We start from the raw sequence: 14,485 nt of genomic DNA on the forward strand, positions 1-14,485 counted from the left end.
GTCTTCCGGACGATTCCCTCCCGGGACACAGCCGGGTTTTACGCCGGCCCAATGGGCGGTGCAATGGGGGCGGCCGAACAAGTCATATCGGCTTTATCCTGTTGTAATGGGGCAGAAATACGGCCATTCGCGGCCGATTTGCGGGCGGTCCGGCCTGCTTCCCCTGCCCGGCTCGCCGCCGTATCATGCCCGGCCGGAAGGAAAGCCCCGAAGACGCACCCGAGGAAAAGCCCCAATGTCCGCCGCGCCAGACCTGACCGCCACGCCCGTCCTGCGCGACCAGCCTGAAGCAGGGATCGCCCGACTGACCCTGAACCGGCCCAAGGCCTATAACAGCCTTTCGGTCGGGATGATGGCGGCATTGCAGGCCGAGCTGGACCTGATCAAGGCCGACCTCGCCATCAAGGCGGTGATCGTCGCCGCCAACGGCCCGGGCTTCTGCGCCGGGCATGACCTGAAGGAAGTGCGCGCCAATCCGGGCCGGCAGCATTACGAAGCCCTGTTCCGGCAATGCTCGATGCTGATGCAGTCCATCATCGCCCTGCCCCAGCCGGTGATCGCCCAGGTACATGGCATCGCCACCGCCGCCGGCTGCCAGCTTGTCGCAAGCTGTGACCTGGCGGTGGCGGCCGACACCGCGCGCTTCGCCACGCCGGGCGTGAATATCGGCCTGTTCTGCTCGACGCCGATGGTGGCGCTGTCGCGCAATGTCTCGCGCAAACATGCCATGGAAATGCTCCTGACCGGCGACATGCTGCCGGCCAGCCGCGCCGCCGAGATCGGCCTGGTCAACCGCGTGGTGCCGGAAGCCGGTCTGGCCGATGCTGCGCTGGGCCTTGCCCGCCAGATCGCCGCGAAATCGCCGCTGACCGTCAAGATCGGCAAACAGGCTTTCTACCGCCAGCTCGATATGACTCTGGCCCAGGCTTACGATTATGCCAGCCGGGTGATGACGGAAAACATGCTGGCCCACGATGCCGAGGAAGGCATTGATGCCTTCATCCAGAAACGCGAACCGAAATGGGAAGGGCGCTGACGTGAGCGCGACATTGGACAAGATCGACCACGACAACTATGACGACGATTATATCCGCGGCATCCTGCGCCGCGTGAACGTGATCGCCATGGTGGGTGCCAGCCCGAACTGGAATCGCCCCTCCTACTTCGCCATGAAATACCTTCAGCACAAGGGCTACCGCGTCATCCCGGTGAACCCAAAGGAAGCCGGCGGCGAGATCCTGGGCGAGAAGGTCTATGCCAGCCTGGCCGACATTCCGGTGAAGGTGGACATGGTGGATTGCTTTCGCGCCTCGGCCGCCATCCCGCCGATTGCCGACGAGGCCATCAGGATCGGCGCTAAGGTGCTGTGGATGCAGCTCGGCGTGCGCCATGACGAGGCCGCCGCCAAGGCCGAGGCGGCAGGACTGCAGGTGGTTATGAACCGCTGCCCCAAGATCGAATTCGGCCGCCTCAGCCGGGAGATCGGCTGGATGGGCGTCAACACCCGCGTCATCAATTCCAGGAAGCAGAACAGGATCTGACCGTGGCTTCAGAGAAAAAGACTGCCGCGCGTACGGCAGACAACGCCTCGCCATTCGGGTTCGATACCCTGCAGGTGCATGCCGGTACCGCGCCGGATCCGGTCACTGGTGCGCGCAGCACGCCGATCTACCAGACCACGGCCTTCGTCTTCGATGATGCCGACCAGGCCGCGTCGCTGTTCAATCTGCAAAGTTTCGGAAACATCTACACTCGCCTGACCAATCCGACCACGGCGGTACTGGAGCAGAAGGTCGCGGCGCTGGAGAATGCCCGGGCGGCAACCGCGGTGGCCTCGGGCCACGCATCCCAGCTCGTCACCTTTCACATGCTGATGAATCCGGGCGACCATATCGTCGCCTCCAGCAAGCTCTATGGCGGCTCGATCACCCAGCTCGGCGTCAGCTTCAAGCGTTTCGACTGGCATACCACCTTCGTCGATCCCGACGACATCGATGGTTTTGCCGCCGCCATCACGCCCAGGACCAGGGCGATCTATGCCGAAAGCCTGTCCAATCCCGGCGGCGTTGTCTGCGACATCGCGGCACTGGCCGATATCGCACACGCGGCCGGCATCCCGCTGATCATCGACAACACCATGGCCTCGCCTTATTTGTGCCGGCCGATCGAGCATGGCGCCGATATCGTGCTGCATTCCGCCACCAAGTTTCTTGGCGGCCATGGCAACTCGATGGGTGGTGTGATCGTCGATTCCGGCAAGTTCGACTGGGGCCAGAACGACAAGTTTCCGCATCTGGCCCAGCCCTCGCCGGCCTATCATGGCCTCACCTTCTGGGAAACCTTCGGCGACATGGCCTTTGCGGTCGCCTGCCGCGTGATTTCGCTGCGCGATCTGGGGCCGGCCATATCGCCATTCAACGCTTTCATGATCCTGACGGGCATGGAGACCTTGTCCCTGCGCATGCGCAAGCACTGCGACAATGCGCTGGCCATTGCCGAATTCCTGGCAAAACACCCGAAGGTGGCTTGGGTTTCCTATGCCGGCCTGAAAGGCGACAGGTATCATGCGCTGGCGAGGAAATACCTGCCGAATGGCGCCGGATCGACGTTCACCTTCGGCCTGAAAGGCGGCTACGAGGCCGGGCTCAAGTTCGTCGACACCGTACAGATATTCTCGCATCTGGCGAATGTGGGCGATACGCGCAGCCTGGTGATCCATCCGGCCTCCACCACACACCGCCAACTGACCAGCGAGCAGCGCGCTGCCGCCGGCTCGGGCGACGATGTGATCCGCCTGTCCATCGGCATCGAGGATGTGGCCGATCTGATCAAGGATCTGGACAGGGCTCTCAATGCGGCCTGACCCTCAGGCGGCGTTGCACTTGCGGAACTGAGTCGGCGTCAGGCCGGTCTGCCTGGTGAAAAAGCGCGTGAAGTAGGCCGGATCGTCGAAACCCAGGGAATAGGCGATCTCCTTTACCGACAGCACGGTGAAGGTGAGGTCGCGGGTGGCTTCCAGCACGATGCGCTGGTTGATTGCACCCAGGGCCGATGTGTTCAGCGCCGCACGGCAGACGCGGTTGAGATGCACCTCTGATATGCCCAGGCGGCCGGCATAGAAGGCCACGCTGCGCTCGGTTCGGTATGCCTGGTCCAGCAGGATGCGAAACTGCATCGCATAGCGGGCCGTGCGGTTCGGCGCCGCTTCGGCGGCCTGCGCCGTCTGCGCCGCCAGCCGACCCAGCGTGATCAGCAGGATACCGACATGCGCCTCGATCAGGCCAAAACGCCCGGGCGCGCTGCCGGGGAATTCCCGCGCCACCGCCGCCACGCTGCGCTCGATCTCGGGCGCCGCATCGCCCAGCGTTATCGCCTGCGGTTCGGCCAGCAAGGCCTGCAATCCCGATCCCGGACCCAGAATGCGGTTCACCTGCTCGCCCAGCAGGGTGATCACATGCCCTTCGGTATCGGGCGAGAAACGGAAGCCATGCACGATACCGGGCGAAACGGTCACGGCCATGCCGGCTTGCAGAGGCACGGCCCGGCCACCCAGCCGGGCCTCGCCCTGCCCCTGGGTCATGTTCAGAATTTGAAAGAAATGCTGGTGCCGGTGCAGCCCGATCTCCCAGTCAAACAGGGCCGAGCGGGCGGGAATCGATTCGCAATGCAGCCAGTTCGCATATGCGGTATGATCGGCCTCGCCGTAGAGGGCGTAGGTGGGGACAGCGGACACGGGGCTCCTGGGACTGCTGTTTCCGATGTTTGGATTGTCCTAGGTTTTGTTGCCCCTGTCCATCGCCGCACAGCCGGGCCGGCGCTAGCTTCTGCCCCCGACACGGTTCAGGAGGAAACCACCATGCGCACCCAGGTCGCCATCATCGGCGCCGGCCCCTCGGGCCTGCTGCTCGGCCAGTTGCTTGCCAAACACGGCATCGACAACGTGATCCTGGAACGCCAGACCGGCGAGTATGTGCTGGGCCGCATCCGTGCCGGCGTGATCGAAAAAGGCGCCGCCGACCTGCTGGACGAGGCCGGCTGCGGCGCCCGCATGCATCGCGAAGGCCTGATCCACGATGGCATCGAGATTTCCTTCGGCGGCGCGCGCCACCGCATCAACTTCAAAAACCTGATCGGCAAGAGCGTGATCGTCTATGGCCAGACCGAGATCACCCGCGACCTGATGGACGGTCGCGCCGCCATCGGCGCGCAGACCATCTACGAGGCGGAGGATGTAAGCCTGCACGATATCGGCACCGACAGGCCGAAAGTGCGCTACAGCAAGGATGGCCAGACGCACGAGATCGAATGCGACTTCATCGCCGGCTGCGACGGTTTCCACGGGGTGAGCCGCAAGAGCATCCCGGCCGAGGTACTGAAGACCTTCGAGCGGGTCTATCCCTTCGGCTGGCTCGGCATCCTGGTCGACAAGCCGCCGGTGTCAGACGAGCTGATCTATGCCAACCACGAGCGCGGCTTTGCGCTCTGCTCGATGCGCTCGCCGACGCGCAGCCGCCTCTATATCCAGTGCCGACTGGACGACAAGGTGGAGGACTGGTCGGACGAGGCCTTCTACGAGGAGCTCAAGCGCCGGCTGGATGATGAGGCGATCAAGCGCCTGCAGCCCGGCCCCTCCATCGAGAAGAGCATCGCACCGCTGCGCAGCTTCGTGGCCGAGCCGATGCGCCATGGCCGCCTGTTCCTGGCCGGCGACGCTGCCCATATCGTGCCGCCGACCGGCGCGAAGGGCCTGAATCTGGCCGCCAGCGACGTGTATTACCTGTGGCAGGCGCTGGTGGAGTATTACAAGCGCCAGTCGCCGGCCGGCATCAACGCCTATTCCGCCCGCGCCCTCAGCCGCGTGTGGAAAGCCGAGCGTTTCTCGTGGTGGATGACCTCGCAGCTGCACCGCTTTCCCGAGAGCAGCGGCTTCGACCAGAAGATCCAGCGCAGCGAGCTGGAATACCTGGTTTCGTCGCAGGCGGCGATGACGGCTCTGGCCGAGAATTACGTCGGCCTGCCCTACTAAGCCTTATTCGGCCGGGGCCGGCACCGGTTCAGCCCCGGCATCCTTGGCCTCGCGCGGCAGCAGCAGGGCGAACAGCCCCGCCCCGGCCGCGCAGGCCGCCAGCAGGATGAACAGGATGTCCAGCGTGCCGGTGAACTGATAGATCACCGGAATCACCGCCACGCCCAGCGACGAGACGCCAAGGGTGAGCACAAACTTGCCGCCGAAGGCCCGGCCGCGCCATTGTGGCGGGGTGTATTTCGCCAGCAGGGAATTCTCCGCCGGCTGGCCGGCCACGTTCAGGCTGACCATCAGGGCCGCCACCGGCACCAGGGCCGGATGGATCAGCAGCATGGCCGTGAGGATGACCGGGATCTGCAGCCACTGCACCACGATATAGACGCCGCGCAGGGAATAGCGGTCGGCCAGTTCGCCGCCGACAAGCTGCGACAGCGCCGAGCAGGTATAGACGATGGTGACCATGCCGCCGATGCCCAGCATGCTGTCGTTGAACACGGCCGACAGACGGCTGTCGAACACCTTGGGCAGGGCAAAGGCCGTGGCCTGGAAGATCAGCCCGGTGCAGAGCATGGTGGCGGACATCACCCAGAAGACGCGCCATATGTCGCCCTTCACCGGCACGGGCGTCGGCACGGCATCCTCGCCGCGATCCAGCAACAGGTTCATCTGCCGCGCCCAGACGAAGGCCAGGCCGGTAACCAGGCATACGGCGCCGGGGACGATGAAGGCGGCGCGCCAGCCCCACAGATCGGCCAGCAGACCGGCGACCAGAGCCGCGCCGGCCGTGCCGACCGAACCGAACAGGCCGTTGACGCCGAGCGCCCGGCCGCGATTGACCGCATTGCGCACAAGCCAGGGGATGCCGACCGGGTGATAGATGGCCGCAAACAGCCCGATGCCCGACAGGCCGAGCACGATGCCGAAAGGTGAATCGGCAAAGCCCGTGAGGATCGAGCAGCCGCCGACGCCGAGGAAGAACAGCGCCATCATGCCCGAGGCGCTCCATTTGTCGCCCAGCCAGCCCGCGGGAAGCGCGGCGGCGCCGAACAGCACGCTCATCGGGATGGAAAGCGCGAACAGCTCGGCATAGGACAGGCCCCATTCGCGCTCCAGCACCAGCACCACGGTGGCATAGAGCAATGTGAACAGGTGCGAATAGGTGTGGGCGAGGCTGGAAAAGGACAGCGTCAGAAAGCCGGCGTGGCGTTGCATTCTGGATACTCCGGGAGGCCCCGACAGACTAGCTCCAGCCAACCGTCAGGCAACCCCAAAATTGTATCGCAACACTCAATCCCGCCGGGTCTCGCCCAGCAGCCAGGCCACGTAATCCGCGTTGCCGCCCTCGCCTACGCTGAGGGGCAGCACGCAGGGCACGCTGTAGCCATGCGCCGCCTTGATCGCCGCGGTGGCGGCCTCGACCAGGTCGGGGCGGGTTTTCAGGATCAGCACCGCCTCCTCGCCCCGTTCCAGTTTTCCCTGCCACCAGTAGAACGAGCGCATGCCGGGGATGATGTTGGCGCAGGCGGCCAGGCGCTGGCCAACCACGGCCCCGGCCACCTTCTCGGCCTCGGCCGTGCTGGCCGCCGTGCAATAGAGCAGAACGATATCGCTCATCGCTGCGCCGCCAGGGCGCGGTCGTGCCACAGGACCACGACGACGCCCAGCACGAGCACGGCGCCGGCCTGGTGCAGCGTGCCAAGCGCAATCGGCACATGCATCAGCAGAGTGGCGATGCCCAGAATGATTTGCAGCAGCACGACGGTGAGCAGAGCGTGGCGCAGGCCAGTGGGCGCCTGTCCTTTCAGCGCAAAAGCGGTAGCAACGGCCAGGACGGCCACCGCATAGGCACCCATGCGGTGCTGGAACTGCACCGTCATCGCATTCTCGAAGATGTTATACCACCAGGGCTGCATGATCAGCAGGCCATCGGGAATGAAAGCCCCATCCATCAGCGGCCAGGTGTTATGCGACAGTCCGGCATTCATGCCGGCAACCAGGCCGCCCGAAAGGATCTGCAGGAATACCAGTGCGCCGAGCCAGCCGGCGATGCCGCTGCCGCGCAGCCCCACCATGCGGCCATGGCGCAGCATGGACAGGGCGCCCCACAGCAGGTAGCCGAAGATCAGGAAGGCCAGGCCGAGATGGGCGGTGAGGCGGTAGTGGCTGACATCGGGCTGGTCGACCAGGCCGCTTTTCACCATGAACCAGCCGAGTGCGCCCTGGCTGCCGCCGAGAAGGAACATCAGCAGCAGATGCGGCTTCATGCCCGGCGGAATGCGGTTGCGCAGCCAGAACCAGGCCAGCGGCAGCGCGAAAGCCAGCCCGATCAGGCGGCCCAGCACGCGATGGATGTATTCCAGCCAGTAGATTTCCTTGAAGCCAGCCAGGGTCATGCCGATATTGACCTTCTGGTATTCGGGAAACTGCTTGTATTTCTCGAATTCTGCCATCCAGGCCGCTTCCGACAGCGGCGGCAGCCAGCCCGTGATCGGCTTCCATTCCACCATCGAGAGGCCGGACTCGGTCAATCGCGTGAGACCGCCGATCACCACCATCAGCGCCACCAGCCCTGCCACAGCAAAAAGCCAGCGCGCCACGGCTTCGGCGTCCTGCCGCCGCGTTTCGCTTACCGCCTGTACTGCCGTCATACTGGTCATCGCCATACCCTGCACATTACGCTCCGGGGCAGAAAAAAGACCGCACACCGCCCCGGGTCAAGCCCGGCGGCTGCGACATTTTCACCGCTTTTTCCGCGCCCGGAAATCGTAAATCCCCGGCCGCTGGCGCGGGTCTTCGCCAGGCCTGAAAATCTGCGTCTTCTGCACCTTCTGGGTGCCGGTGGTGGGCAGGCTGTCGACAAACAGCAGCCAGCCCGGCGCCTTGAAATAGGCCAGCCGCTCGAAGCTCCAGGCGAACAGGGCCTCGGCCAGTTCCGGCGTCGCCGCCTGTCCCGGCATGGGCAGGATGCAGGCCATCACTTCTTCCTCGCGGAGTTCGTCGGGCGCGGCCAGCACCGCCACCTGCGCCACGGCTTCATGAGCCTGCAGGCAGGCCTCGATCTCGGCGGCGGCGATATTCTCGCCCGAACGGCGGATGATGTTTTTCTTGCGGTCGACGAAATAGATCATGCCGTCCTCGGCCTGCCGCACCACGTCGCCGGTATGGAACCAGCCGCCGGCCCAGGATTCCTCGGTGGCCTTCTCGTTCTTCAGATAGCCCGAGAAGAATCCCCGGCGCGGATCGGCCGCCGAATGGCGCACCAGCAACTCGCCTTCCTGCCCGCGCGGCACCTCGCGGCCGTCATCGCCCGCCACCATCGCCTCGAAGCCCGGCAGCGGCCGGCCGAAGGCGCGTGTGTCGATCTGGCGCGGCTCGTGGCAGTCGGCAAAGATGCGGCCGGTCTCGGTCATGCCCCACACCTCGACCAGAGGGAAACCGAAACGCTGCTCGAAGGTCCTGTGCAGTTGCGGTTCGACGCCAGCGCCAAGGCCGAAGCGCACGTGGTGGCGCTTCTCGTCTTCCGTCACCGGCTGGTTCAGCAGCAGCGGCGGCACCACGCCCAGATAATGGATGATGGTGGCGCGCGTCTCGGCCACTTCCTGCCACCAGCGATTCGGGCTGAAGCGTTCGGTGAGGATCAGGCAATTGGCCGTCAGCATGGCGCAGGTGGCCGTCACGGCGCCGTGATTCATGTGGAAGAGCGGCAGCGGATTATAGAAACGATCCTCGCCATGTCTCACCGTCAGCAGGCCGCCGATATCGCGATACCAGGCGCCAGCGTTCAGGGCATAGAAATTGGTAAGCACGCAGCCCTTGGGCCGGCCGGTGGTGCCCGAAGTGTAGAGCAGGTTGCATTCGGTATCATGACCGGGCGTGCCGGCGCGCGCCGGCACCTGCGGCGCCGGAAACACGGCCGGCAGGTTGCCGGCATCCAGGACGGGCAGCGGCTTTTCGCTGCGGTCGGCCGCCACTTTCAGCATGTCTGCAACGCGATGCGGCGCGGCCACCACCAGATCGGCCTCGGAATGCTGCATCTGGTAAAGCATCTCGTCGTGCCGGTAATCGGGATTGACCGGAACGATGCCGCAGCCAAGCGCGTTCAGCGCCAGGTAATGGAAGAAGAAGTCCGGCCGCATTTCCAGCAGCAGGCCGACGCGATGGCCGATGCCATAGCCGGCGGCGGCATAACGGCTGCGCAGGTCATCGACAATCCGCGCTACCACGCCGTAGCCCAACTCCTGCCCGTCCGGCGCATAATCGCGCCCCGGACGCGACGGCACGCAGAGGAAGCTGTTTTCCGGATGCTTCCGCGCCGTGGCGACGAAGGCTTCATAAACCGATGGCGGCAGCGCCTCTGGCATGGACGGTTTCCTCCGGGTCTTTTTTCATTGTCAACGCAGGCCCAGCACGGCCAACATCACCAGGCCGATGGCGATACGATAAATGGCGAACGGCACGAAGCCGTAGCGGTTGATGAAGGCGATCACACCGCGCACCACCAGGGCTGCGCAGATGAACGACACGACGAGGCCGACCGCAATCAGCCCAAGGCCATCCAGCGTGAGGCCCGACCAGTTCTTGTACAAATCATAACTTGTAGCCGCCACCATGGTCGGCACGGCGAGGAAGAAGGAATATTCGGCCGCCGCAGCGCGCTGCACACCCAGCAGCCGTGCGCCCATGATGGTGGCGCCCGAGCGCGATACGCCCGGGATCATGGCCAGGCATTGCAGCAGGCCTATCCTGAGGCTGAGGCGGAACGAGAAATCGTCGACGCTGCGCACCTCGCCCTTCCCAGTGAACCGCTCGATCAGCAGGATGGCGATGCCGCCGGTGACCAGCGCCACCGAAACGACCCAGGGATTGAACAGGACGCTTTTGATGAAGCCGTGCGCCGCCGCGCCGATCACCAGCGCCGGCACCACGCCGAGCAACACGTTCACGGTAAAGCGGTTGGCGGTGTCATCCCGCCCCAGGCCAATCAGTGTATCGAACAGTCGCTGCCAGTAAACGACACAAACGGCCAGGATGGCGCCAAGCTGGATGGCGATCTCAAACACCTTGCCGGGCGGTCCCTCGAAACCGAGCAGATCGACCAGCAGGATCAGATGCCCGGTGGAGGAAACCGGGATGAATTCGGTCAGCCCCTCGACAATGCCGAGGAAGGCAGCCTGCAGGTAATCGATCAGCATCTGGCCAGTCCCTGACCCGAACGGGTTTGCCGCGCTGAATAAAAAGCTGTGAGGGCCACTGGGCGATCCTGCTTCGCGAACAATAAGAACATAGTTGGTACAAACACCCCGACTCAGCAGGATGCAGCCGCTATGAAACCCCGGCAGCGCCAGCGCGGGAAGCCCCAGCCGGCCCGGGGAAACAAAATGTCTTGCCGACCGTTCCGACTAGGCAAGGACACAGGCCCAGGAGGCAACATGCGAGCCATTCTGCTCTGGCTGCTGGGGATACCCATCCCCGTCATCATTCTTTTGTATCTGTTCGGCGTGCTCGGCTAGGGCGAGGCTGACGGCAAGCGTCTGTCCCGCAGCTCAACCAGCCCGAGCCGCCCCATGCGCGAAGCCACGGCATCGCGTGAACGGCCGATGCGGCGGGCGATCTCGGCCGCGCGCAGGCCGCGTTGCAGCAGGCTGCGCAAGGCCTTCTCTTCGTGATCGGTCCAGGGCTTGCCGGTATTGGGCGGCTGGCCAAGCTGTTGCACGCGGTGACGCCGCCGCTCCTCGCTGTCGGCGGTATTCTCGAATTCGTCGGCCGGTTCGACCCGGAGGATGGTGGTAGTCAGCTTCGGCGCCCCGAAGCCCTCGCTGCGTGCGGAGGTCCACAAGCGGCGGCGCTCCGCGCTGTCGCTCGGCACATTGAGCAGCGGCGCGCCGCGCTGGCGGAAGATCTCGATCCAGAAGGCTTCCGCCGACCGCAATCTCGTCTCGGCGATATCGGCCTCCAGCACGACCACCAGCGGCACCAGGCCGTTGCGCCGGATCACCTTGATCTTTTCACCCGACACGGAATGACCGCCGGCGAAATGCATGCGCTTGCGCGCCTCCAGATCACGGGTGAGCCCGATATAGAAAATGCAGTGGTCGCGCGGATCGACCAGCGCGTAGACCAGGCCGCCAGCTTCTGTCGGCCCATATTCCCCCCGGATGGCGTTCTGGTCGCCATCCCCGTATGCACCGACCATGCGCTACTTTTGAGACGAGCCTACCCTGACCAATGCTCTTATAGGGATGCACCCATTGATTCAAGACTCGTTTTAGTTGTTGTTTTTGTTGTCTATTCTTGTCTCTGATCAAAATGGCCGGCTAGCTGAAGCGGTTATTCTTGTTAAAGCCACGCGGCACGATGCGGCCGGCCTGGGCGCGGTCGCCGCGATATTCCTTCAAGTCGGTCTCGGTCTTGGTCCGGCCCGAGGAATCCGTCCAGCTCAGGCCCTGCTTGAGCGTGAAGGTTTTGGCATCCGACAGGCCGCCATCCTTGTATTTCTGCAGCGTGATACCGCGGCCCTTGGTCATCTCGGGCAGTTCGTTGAGCGGGAACAGCAGCAGCTTGCGGTTCTCGCCCACCACGGCCACGGTGTCGCCTTCAACGATGCTGCACACGCAGGCCTCGGCCGGAGACTGCACGTTCAGGATCTGCTTGCCCGTGCGGGTGGCGGCCAGCATTTCGGCTTCGGGGCAGATGAAGCCGCGCCCGTCGCTGCTCGCCACCAGGAACCTGCGGTCGCCCTGGTATTTGAACAGCGCCACGATGTCCTGGTCGTTGCCCAGATCGACGGTGAGCCGCACCGGCTCGCCATGGCCGCGGCCGCGCGGCAGCTTGTCGCAATTGATCGTATAGGCGCGGCCATTGGTGCCAAACAGCACCAACTTGTCGGTGGTTTCGGCATGCAGCCAGAAGCGGCCCTTGTCGCCTTCCTTGTAGGCGGCGCTGCCATCGTCGGCGACATGGCCCTTGATGGCGCGGATCCAGCCCTTGGCCGAGCAGATCACGGTGATCGGCTCGCGCTCGACCAGAACCTCGAAAACCTCCTCCGAGATCACCGGCGCGTCGCCGATAGCCGTGCGACGCTTGCCCAGGGCGGTCTTGGGGCCGAACTGCTTCTTGAGCTCCTGGATCTCGCCGGCGATGGCCTGCCAGCGCAGAGATTCATCGGCCAGCAGTTTCTTCAGCTCGGCCAGTTCCTTCGACAGCGTCTTGTGCTCGTTGCGCAGCTCCATCTCTTCCAGCTTGCGCAACGACCGCAGGCGCATGTTGAGTATTGCTTCGGCCTGCACGTCGGTGAGCTTGAACCGCTTCATCATCACCAGCTTGGGCTCGTCTTCGCGCCGGATGATCTCGATCAGCTCGTCGAGGTTGAGATAGGCGATCAGGTAACCGTCGAGCACCTCCAGGCGATGCTCGATCTTGCCCTGACGATAGCGGCTCTTGCGCTCCAGCACCTCGTGGCGGTGATTGAGATAGGCCTGCAACGCCTCGCGCAGGTTCATCACCCGCGGCAGCTTGCCGCCATCCAACACGTTCAGGTTCAGCGGGAAGCGCGTTTCCAGATCGGTGCTGCGGAACAGGCTTTCCATCAGCACGTCGGGATCGACATTCTTGCTCTTCGGGATCAGGACAAGCCGGATGTCCTCGGCCGATTCATCGCGCACGTCATCCAGCAGCGGTGCCTTGCGCTCAGTGATCAGCTCGGCGATGCGCTCGATCAGCTTGGATTTCTGCACCTGATAGGGAATCTCGGTGACGACGATCTGCCAGGTGCCGCGCGGCAGCTCTTCCTTCTGCCACCGGGCGCGATGGCGGAAGCTGCCGCGGCCGGTTTTATACGCCTCGATGCGCGAGGACAGCGGCTCGACCAGCAGTCCGCCGGTGGGGAAATCCGGGCCCTGCACGAATTCCACCAGCTTCTCGATGCCGGCATTGGGATGCTTGATCAGATGCAGCAGCGCATCGCACAGCTCGGGCAGGTTATGCGGTGGGATCGAGGTGGCCATGCCCACGGCGATGCCGCTAGCGCCATTGGCCAGCAGGTTGGGCAGGCCGGCGGGCAGCACCACCGGCTCGTCATTTTCGCCGTCGTAATTGGGGCGGAAATCGACCGTCTCGTCATCGAGATTGGCCAGCAGAATATTGGCGACCTCGGTGAGGCGCGCCTCGGTGTATCGCATCGCGGCGGCGTTATCGCCGTCGATATTGCCGAAATTGCCCTGTCCATCGACCAGCGGATAACGCTGGGCAAAATCCTGCGCCAGGCGCACCAGCGCGTCGTAGACCGACTGGTCGCCATGCGGATGGTATTTACCGATTACGTCACCGACGACGCGGGCGCATTTCTTGTAGCCGGCATTGGGATCCAGCTTGAGCAGCCGCATCGCGAACAGCACGCGGCGCTGCACCGGCTTGAGACCGTCGCGCGCATCGGGCAACGAGCGCGAGGTGATGGTGCTGAGCGCATAGGCCAGATAACGCTCGGACAGCGCATCGGGCAGCGGCACGTTGCGAATCGATTCGGGGATGTCTTTGGGCGGCAGATGCTTGCTCATGGCGTGTGTTTTACACCAGACGGGGCAAAGCTTCCATTCTCGGGCGCGGGTTCAGGCGCGCAGAAGAATGTCCAAAACCCGGGCACGGGCCAGCGGCAGCGGCGCATGCAACTGGGCGAACAGGCGGTTTTCCAGGAAATGGCCGGTGAGCGCAAAACCATCCAGCACGTCCTGCCGCGAATCGTGTACCCCTGCTCCCTCCGCTGTTCTTCCGCTGCGACCCGGCACCAGGAAGGCTGGCAGAGCCAGCAGGCGGTCGGCATAGGGCGCGGCGGCCTCGGCCGAGACGGCGCGGCCGGTGCGCGGCGAAACATGGGTGAGGTTGTCGGGCGCGCCAGTGGCGGCGCAGCTGTCCAGATCGAGGCCATAGCCCATCTCGGCCAGCAGGCCGATCTCCCAGCGCACATAGAGCGCGCCCCAGGATTCGGGTTCGGGCAGATCGGCCATCAGCGAGAACAGCGCCCGGGTGGCGGCGAACAGATTCGGGTGCGGCTCGCGCTCGGGCAGAGCGGCATCGACCATGGCGCAGGCGCAGCTTAAAGCCGCCAGCCGTGCCGGATCGTCCAGCATCAGTGCGGCGGGATGCTGCAGGGCTTCCAGGGTGTAGTAGCCAAGCTGCTCGGACAGCCGCGCGCGCCACTCCGCCCGCACGACCTGCCCCGGCTGGATCGCGCCGCCGGACTTGCTCTGGCCCGAGCCGCGCAGCAGCCCGGCATGACGGCCATGGGATTCGGTCAGCAGCGAGAGAATGCGGGCATTCTCGCCGTGATGCCGCACGCTGAGGACAACGCCTTCATCCTGCCAGTCCATGCTTACGGCTTATGGTGATTCTCGGTATCCGGCAAGCAAAAGGGCGGGCCTTGCGGGCCCGCCCGTCTCGAATTGGCAAGAACCGACTGCTTATTAG

General features: G+C 64.5%; 13 protein-coding genes. 4 read left to right on the forward strand and 9 right to left on the reverse strand.

Translation table 11 applies throughout. The features are described 5' to 3' along the window. Positions 1-235: 235 nt before the first annotated feature. Genes ACK4FK_RS10975 through ACK4FK_RS10985 form a run of 3 tightly spaced genes read left to right on the forward strand, consistent with a single transcriptional unit; the run spans position 236 to position 2,863 of the window. Positions 236-1,036, forward strand: a complete 801-nt coding sequence (locus ACK4FK_RS10975) for an enoyl-CoA hydratase (protein WP_409744990.1) — start codon at positions 236-238, stop codon at positions 1,034-1,036. A gap of 1 nt (position 1,037) precedes the next feature. Further along, positions 1,038-1,541: a CoA-binding protein gene (locus ACK4FK_RS10980; RefSeq protein ID WP_409744991.1), complete on the forward strand. Its 504-nt coding sequence runs from the start codon at positions 1,038-1,040 to the stop codon at positions 1,539-1,541. A gap of 2 nt (positions 1,542-1,543) precedes the next feature. Next, positions 1,544-2,863: an O-acetylhomoserine aminocarboxypropyltransferase gene (locus ACK4FK_RS10985; RefSeq protein ID WP_409744992.1), complete on the forward strand. Its 1,320-nt coding sequence runs from the start codon at positions 1,544-1,546 to the stop codon at positions 2,861-2,863. Between the two features lie 3 nt (positions 2,864-2,866). On the opposite strand, the gene ACK4FK_RS10990 is transcribed toward ACK4FK_RS10985, so the two are convergent. After that, on the reverse strand, positions 2,867-3,733 hold the full coding sequence (locus ACK4FK_RS10990) for a helix-turn-helix domain-containing protein (RefSeq protein ID WP_409744993.1): 867 nt from the start codon (positions 3,731-3,733) through the stop codon (positions 2,867-2,869). 123 nt (positions 3,734-3,856) lie between these two features. On the opposite strand from ACK4FK_RS10990, the gene pobA reads away from it, so the two are divergent. Continuing rightward, positions 3,857-5,026 (forward strand): 4-hydroxybenzoate 3-monooxygenase, encoded by a 1,170-nt coding sequence (gene pobA / locus ACK4FK_RS10995; RefSeq protein WP_409744994.1) that lies wholly within the window; start codon positions 3,857-3,859, stop codon positions 5,024-5,026. 3 nt (positions 5,027-5,029) lie between these two features. Here the strand turns inward: pobA and ACK4FK_RS11000 are convergent, their stop codons facing one another. The 8 genes from ACK4FK_RS11000 to recO form a co-directional block, all read right to left on the reverse strand. Then, positions 5,030-6,238 (reverse strand): MFS transporter, encoded by a 1,209-nt coding sequence (locus ACK4FK_RS11000; protein ID WP_409744995.1) that lies wholly within the window; start codon positions 6,236-6,238, stop codon positions 5,030-5,032. 75 nt (positions 6,239-6,313) lie between these two features. After that, positions 6,314-6,640 (reverse strand): divalent-cation tolerance protein CutA, encoded by a 327-nt coding sequence (gene cutA / locus ACK4FK_RS11005; RefSeq protein WP_409744996.1) that lies wholly within the window; start codon positions 6,638-6,640, stop codon positions 6,314-6,316. After that, positions 6,637-7,683, reverse strand: a complete 1,047-nt coding sequence (locus tag ACK4FK_RS11010; protein WP_409744997.1) for a COX15/CtaA family protein — start codon at positions 7,681-7,683, stop codon at positions 6,637-6,639. Before ACK4FK_RS11010 ends, cutA begins: the two co-directional genes overlap by 4 nt. Positions 7,684-7,764: 81 nt before the next feature. Then, positions 7,765-9,387, reverse strand: a complete 1,623-nt coding sequence (locus ACK4FK_RS11015; protein WP_409744998.1) for an AMP-binding protein — start codon at positions 9,385-9,387, stop codon at positions 7,765-7,767. Positions 9,388-9,417: 30 nt separating this feature from the next. After that, positions 9,418-10,218, reverse strand: a complete 801-nt coding sequence (locus tag ACK4FK_RS11020; protein WP_409744999.1) for an undecaprenyl-diphosphate phosphatase — start codon at positions 10,216-10,218, stop codon at positions 9,418-9,420. Between the two features lie 314 nt (positions 10,219-10,532). Then, positions 10,533-11,219 (reverse strand): GcrA family cell cycle regulator, encoded by a 687-nt coding sequence (locus ACK4FK_RS11025; RefSeq protein WP_409745000.1) that lies wholly within the window; start codon positions 11,217-11,219, stop codon positions 10,533-10,535. A gap of 121 nt (positions 11,220-11,340) precedes the next feature. Then, positions 11,341-13,578 (reverse strand): DNA topoisomerase IV subunit A, encoded by a 2,238-nt coding sequence (gene parC / locus ACK4FK_RS11030; RefSeq protein WP_409745001.1) that lies wholly within the window; start codon positions 13,576-13,578, stop codon positions 11,341-11,343. Between the two features lie 51 nt (positions 13,579-13,629). Further along, positions 13,630-14,388 (reverse strand): DNA repair protein RecO, encoded by a 759-nt coding sequence (gene recO / locus ACK4FK_RS11035; RefSeq protein WP_409745002.1) that lies wholly within the window; start codon positions 14,386-14,388, stop codon positions 13,630-13,632. Between the last annotated feature and the right edge of the window lie 97 nt (positions 14,389-14,485).

This window comes from Ferrovibrio sp. (genome assembly GCF_046297895.1).
Lineage (GTDB): Bacteria > Pseudomonadota > Alphaproteobacteria > Ferrovibrionales > Ferrovibrionaceae > Ferrovibrio.

Excerpts from the sequence above, each read along its gene's own strand:
- ACK4FK_RS10975 (WP_409744990.1), top strand. The coding sequence starts at position 236 with ATGTCCGCCGCGCCAGACCTGACCGCCACGCCCGTCCTGCGCGACCAG.
- pobA (WP_409744994.1), top strand. The coding sequence starts at position 3,857 with ATGCGCACCCAGGTCGCCATCATCGGCGCCGGCCCCTCGGGCCTGCTG.
- ACK4FK_RS11000 (WP_409744995.1), bottom strand. The coding sequence starts at position 6,238 with ATGCAACGCCACGCCGGCTTTCTGACGCTGTCCTTTTCCAGCCTCGCC.
- cutA (WP_409744996.1), bottom strand. The coding sequence starts at position 6,640 with ATGAGCGATATCGTTCTGCTCTATTGCACGGCGGCCAGCACGGCCGAG.
- ACK4FK_RS11010 (WP_409744997.1), bottom strand. The coding sequence starts at position 7,683 with ATGACCAGTATGACGGCAGTACAGGCGGTAAGCGAAACGCGGCGGCAG.
- ACK4FK_RS11015 (WP_409744998.1), bottom strand. The coding sequence starts at position 9,387 with ATGCCAGAGGCGCTGCCGCCATCGGTTTATGAAGCCTTCGTCGCCACG.
- ACK4FK_RS11020 (WP_409744999.1), bottom strand. The coding sequence starts at position 10,218 with ATGCTGATCGATTACCTGCAGGCTGCCTTCCTCGGCATTGTCGAGGGG.
- ACK4FK_RS11025 (WP_409745000.1), bottom strand. The coding sequence starts at position 11,219 with ATGGTCGGTGCATACGGGGATGGCGACCAGAACGCCATCCGGGGGGAA.
- parC (WP_409745001.1), bottom strand. The coding sequence starts at position 13,578 with ATGAGCAAGCATCTGCCGCCCAAAGACATCCCCGAATCGATTCGCAAC.
- recO (WP_409745002.1), bottom strand. The coding sequence starts at position 14,388 with ATGGACTGGCAGGATGAAGGCGTTGTCCTCAGCGTGCGGCATCACGGC.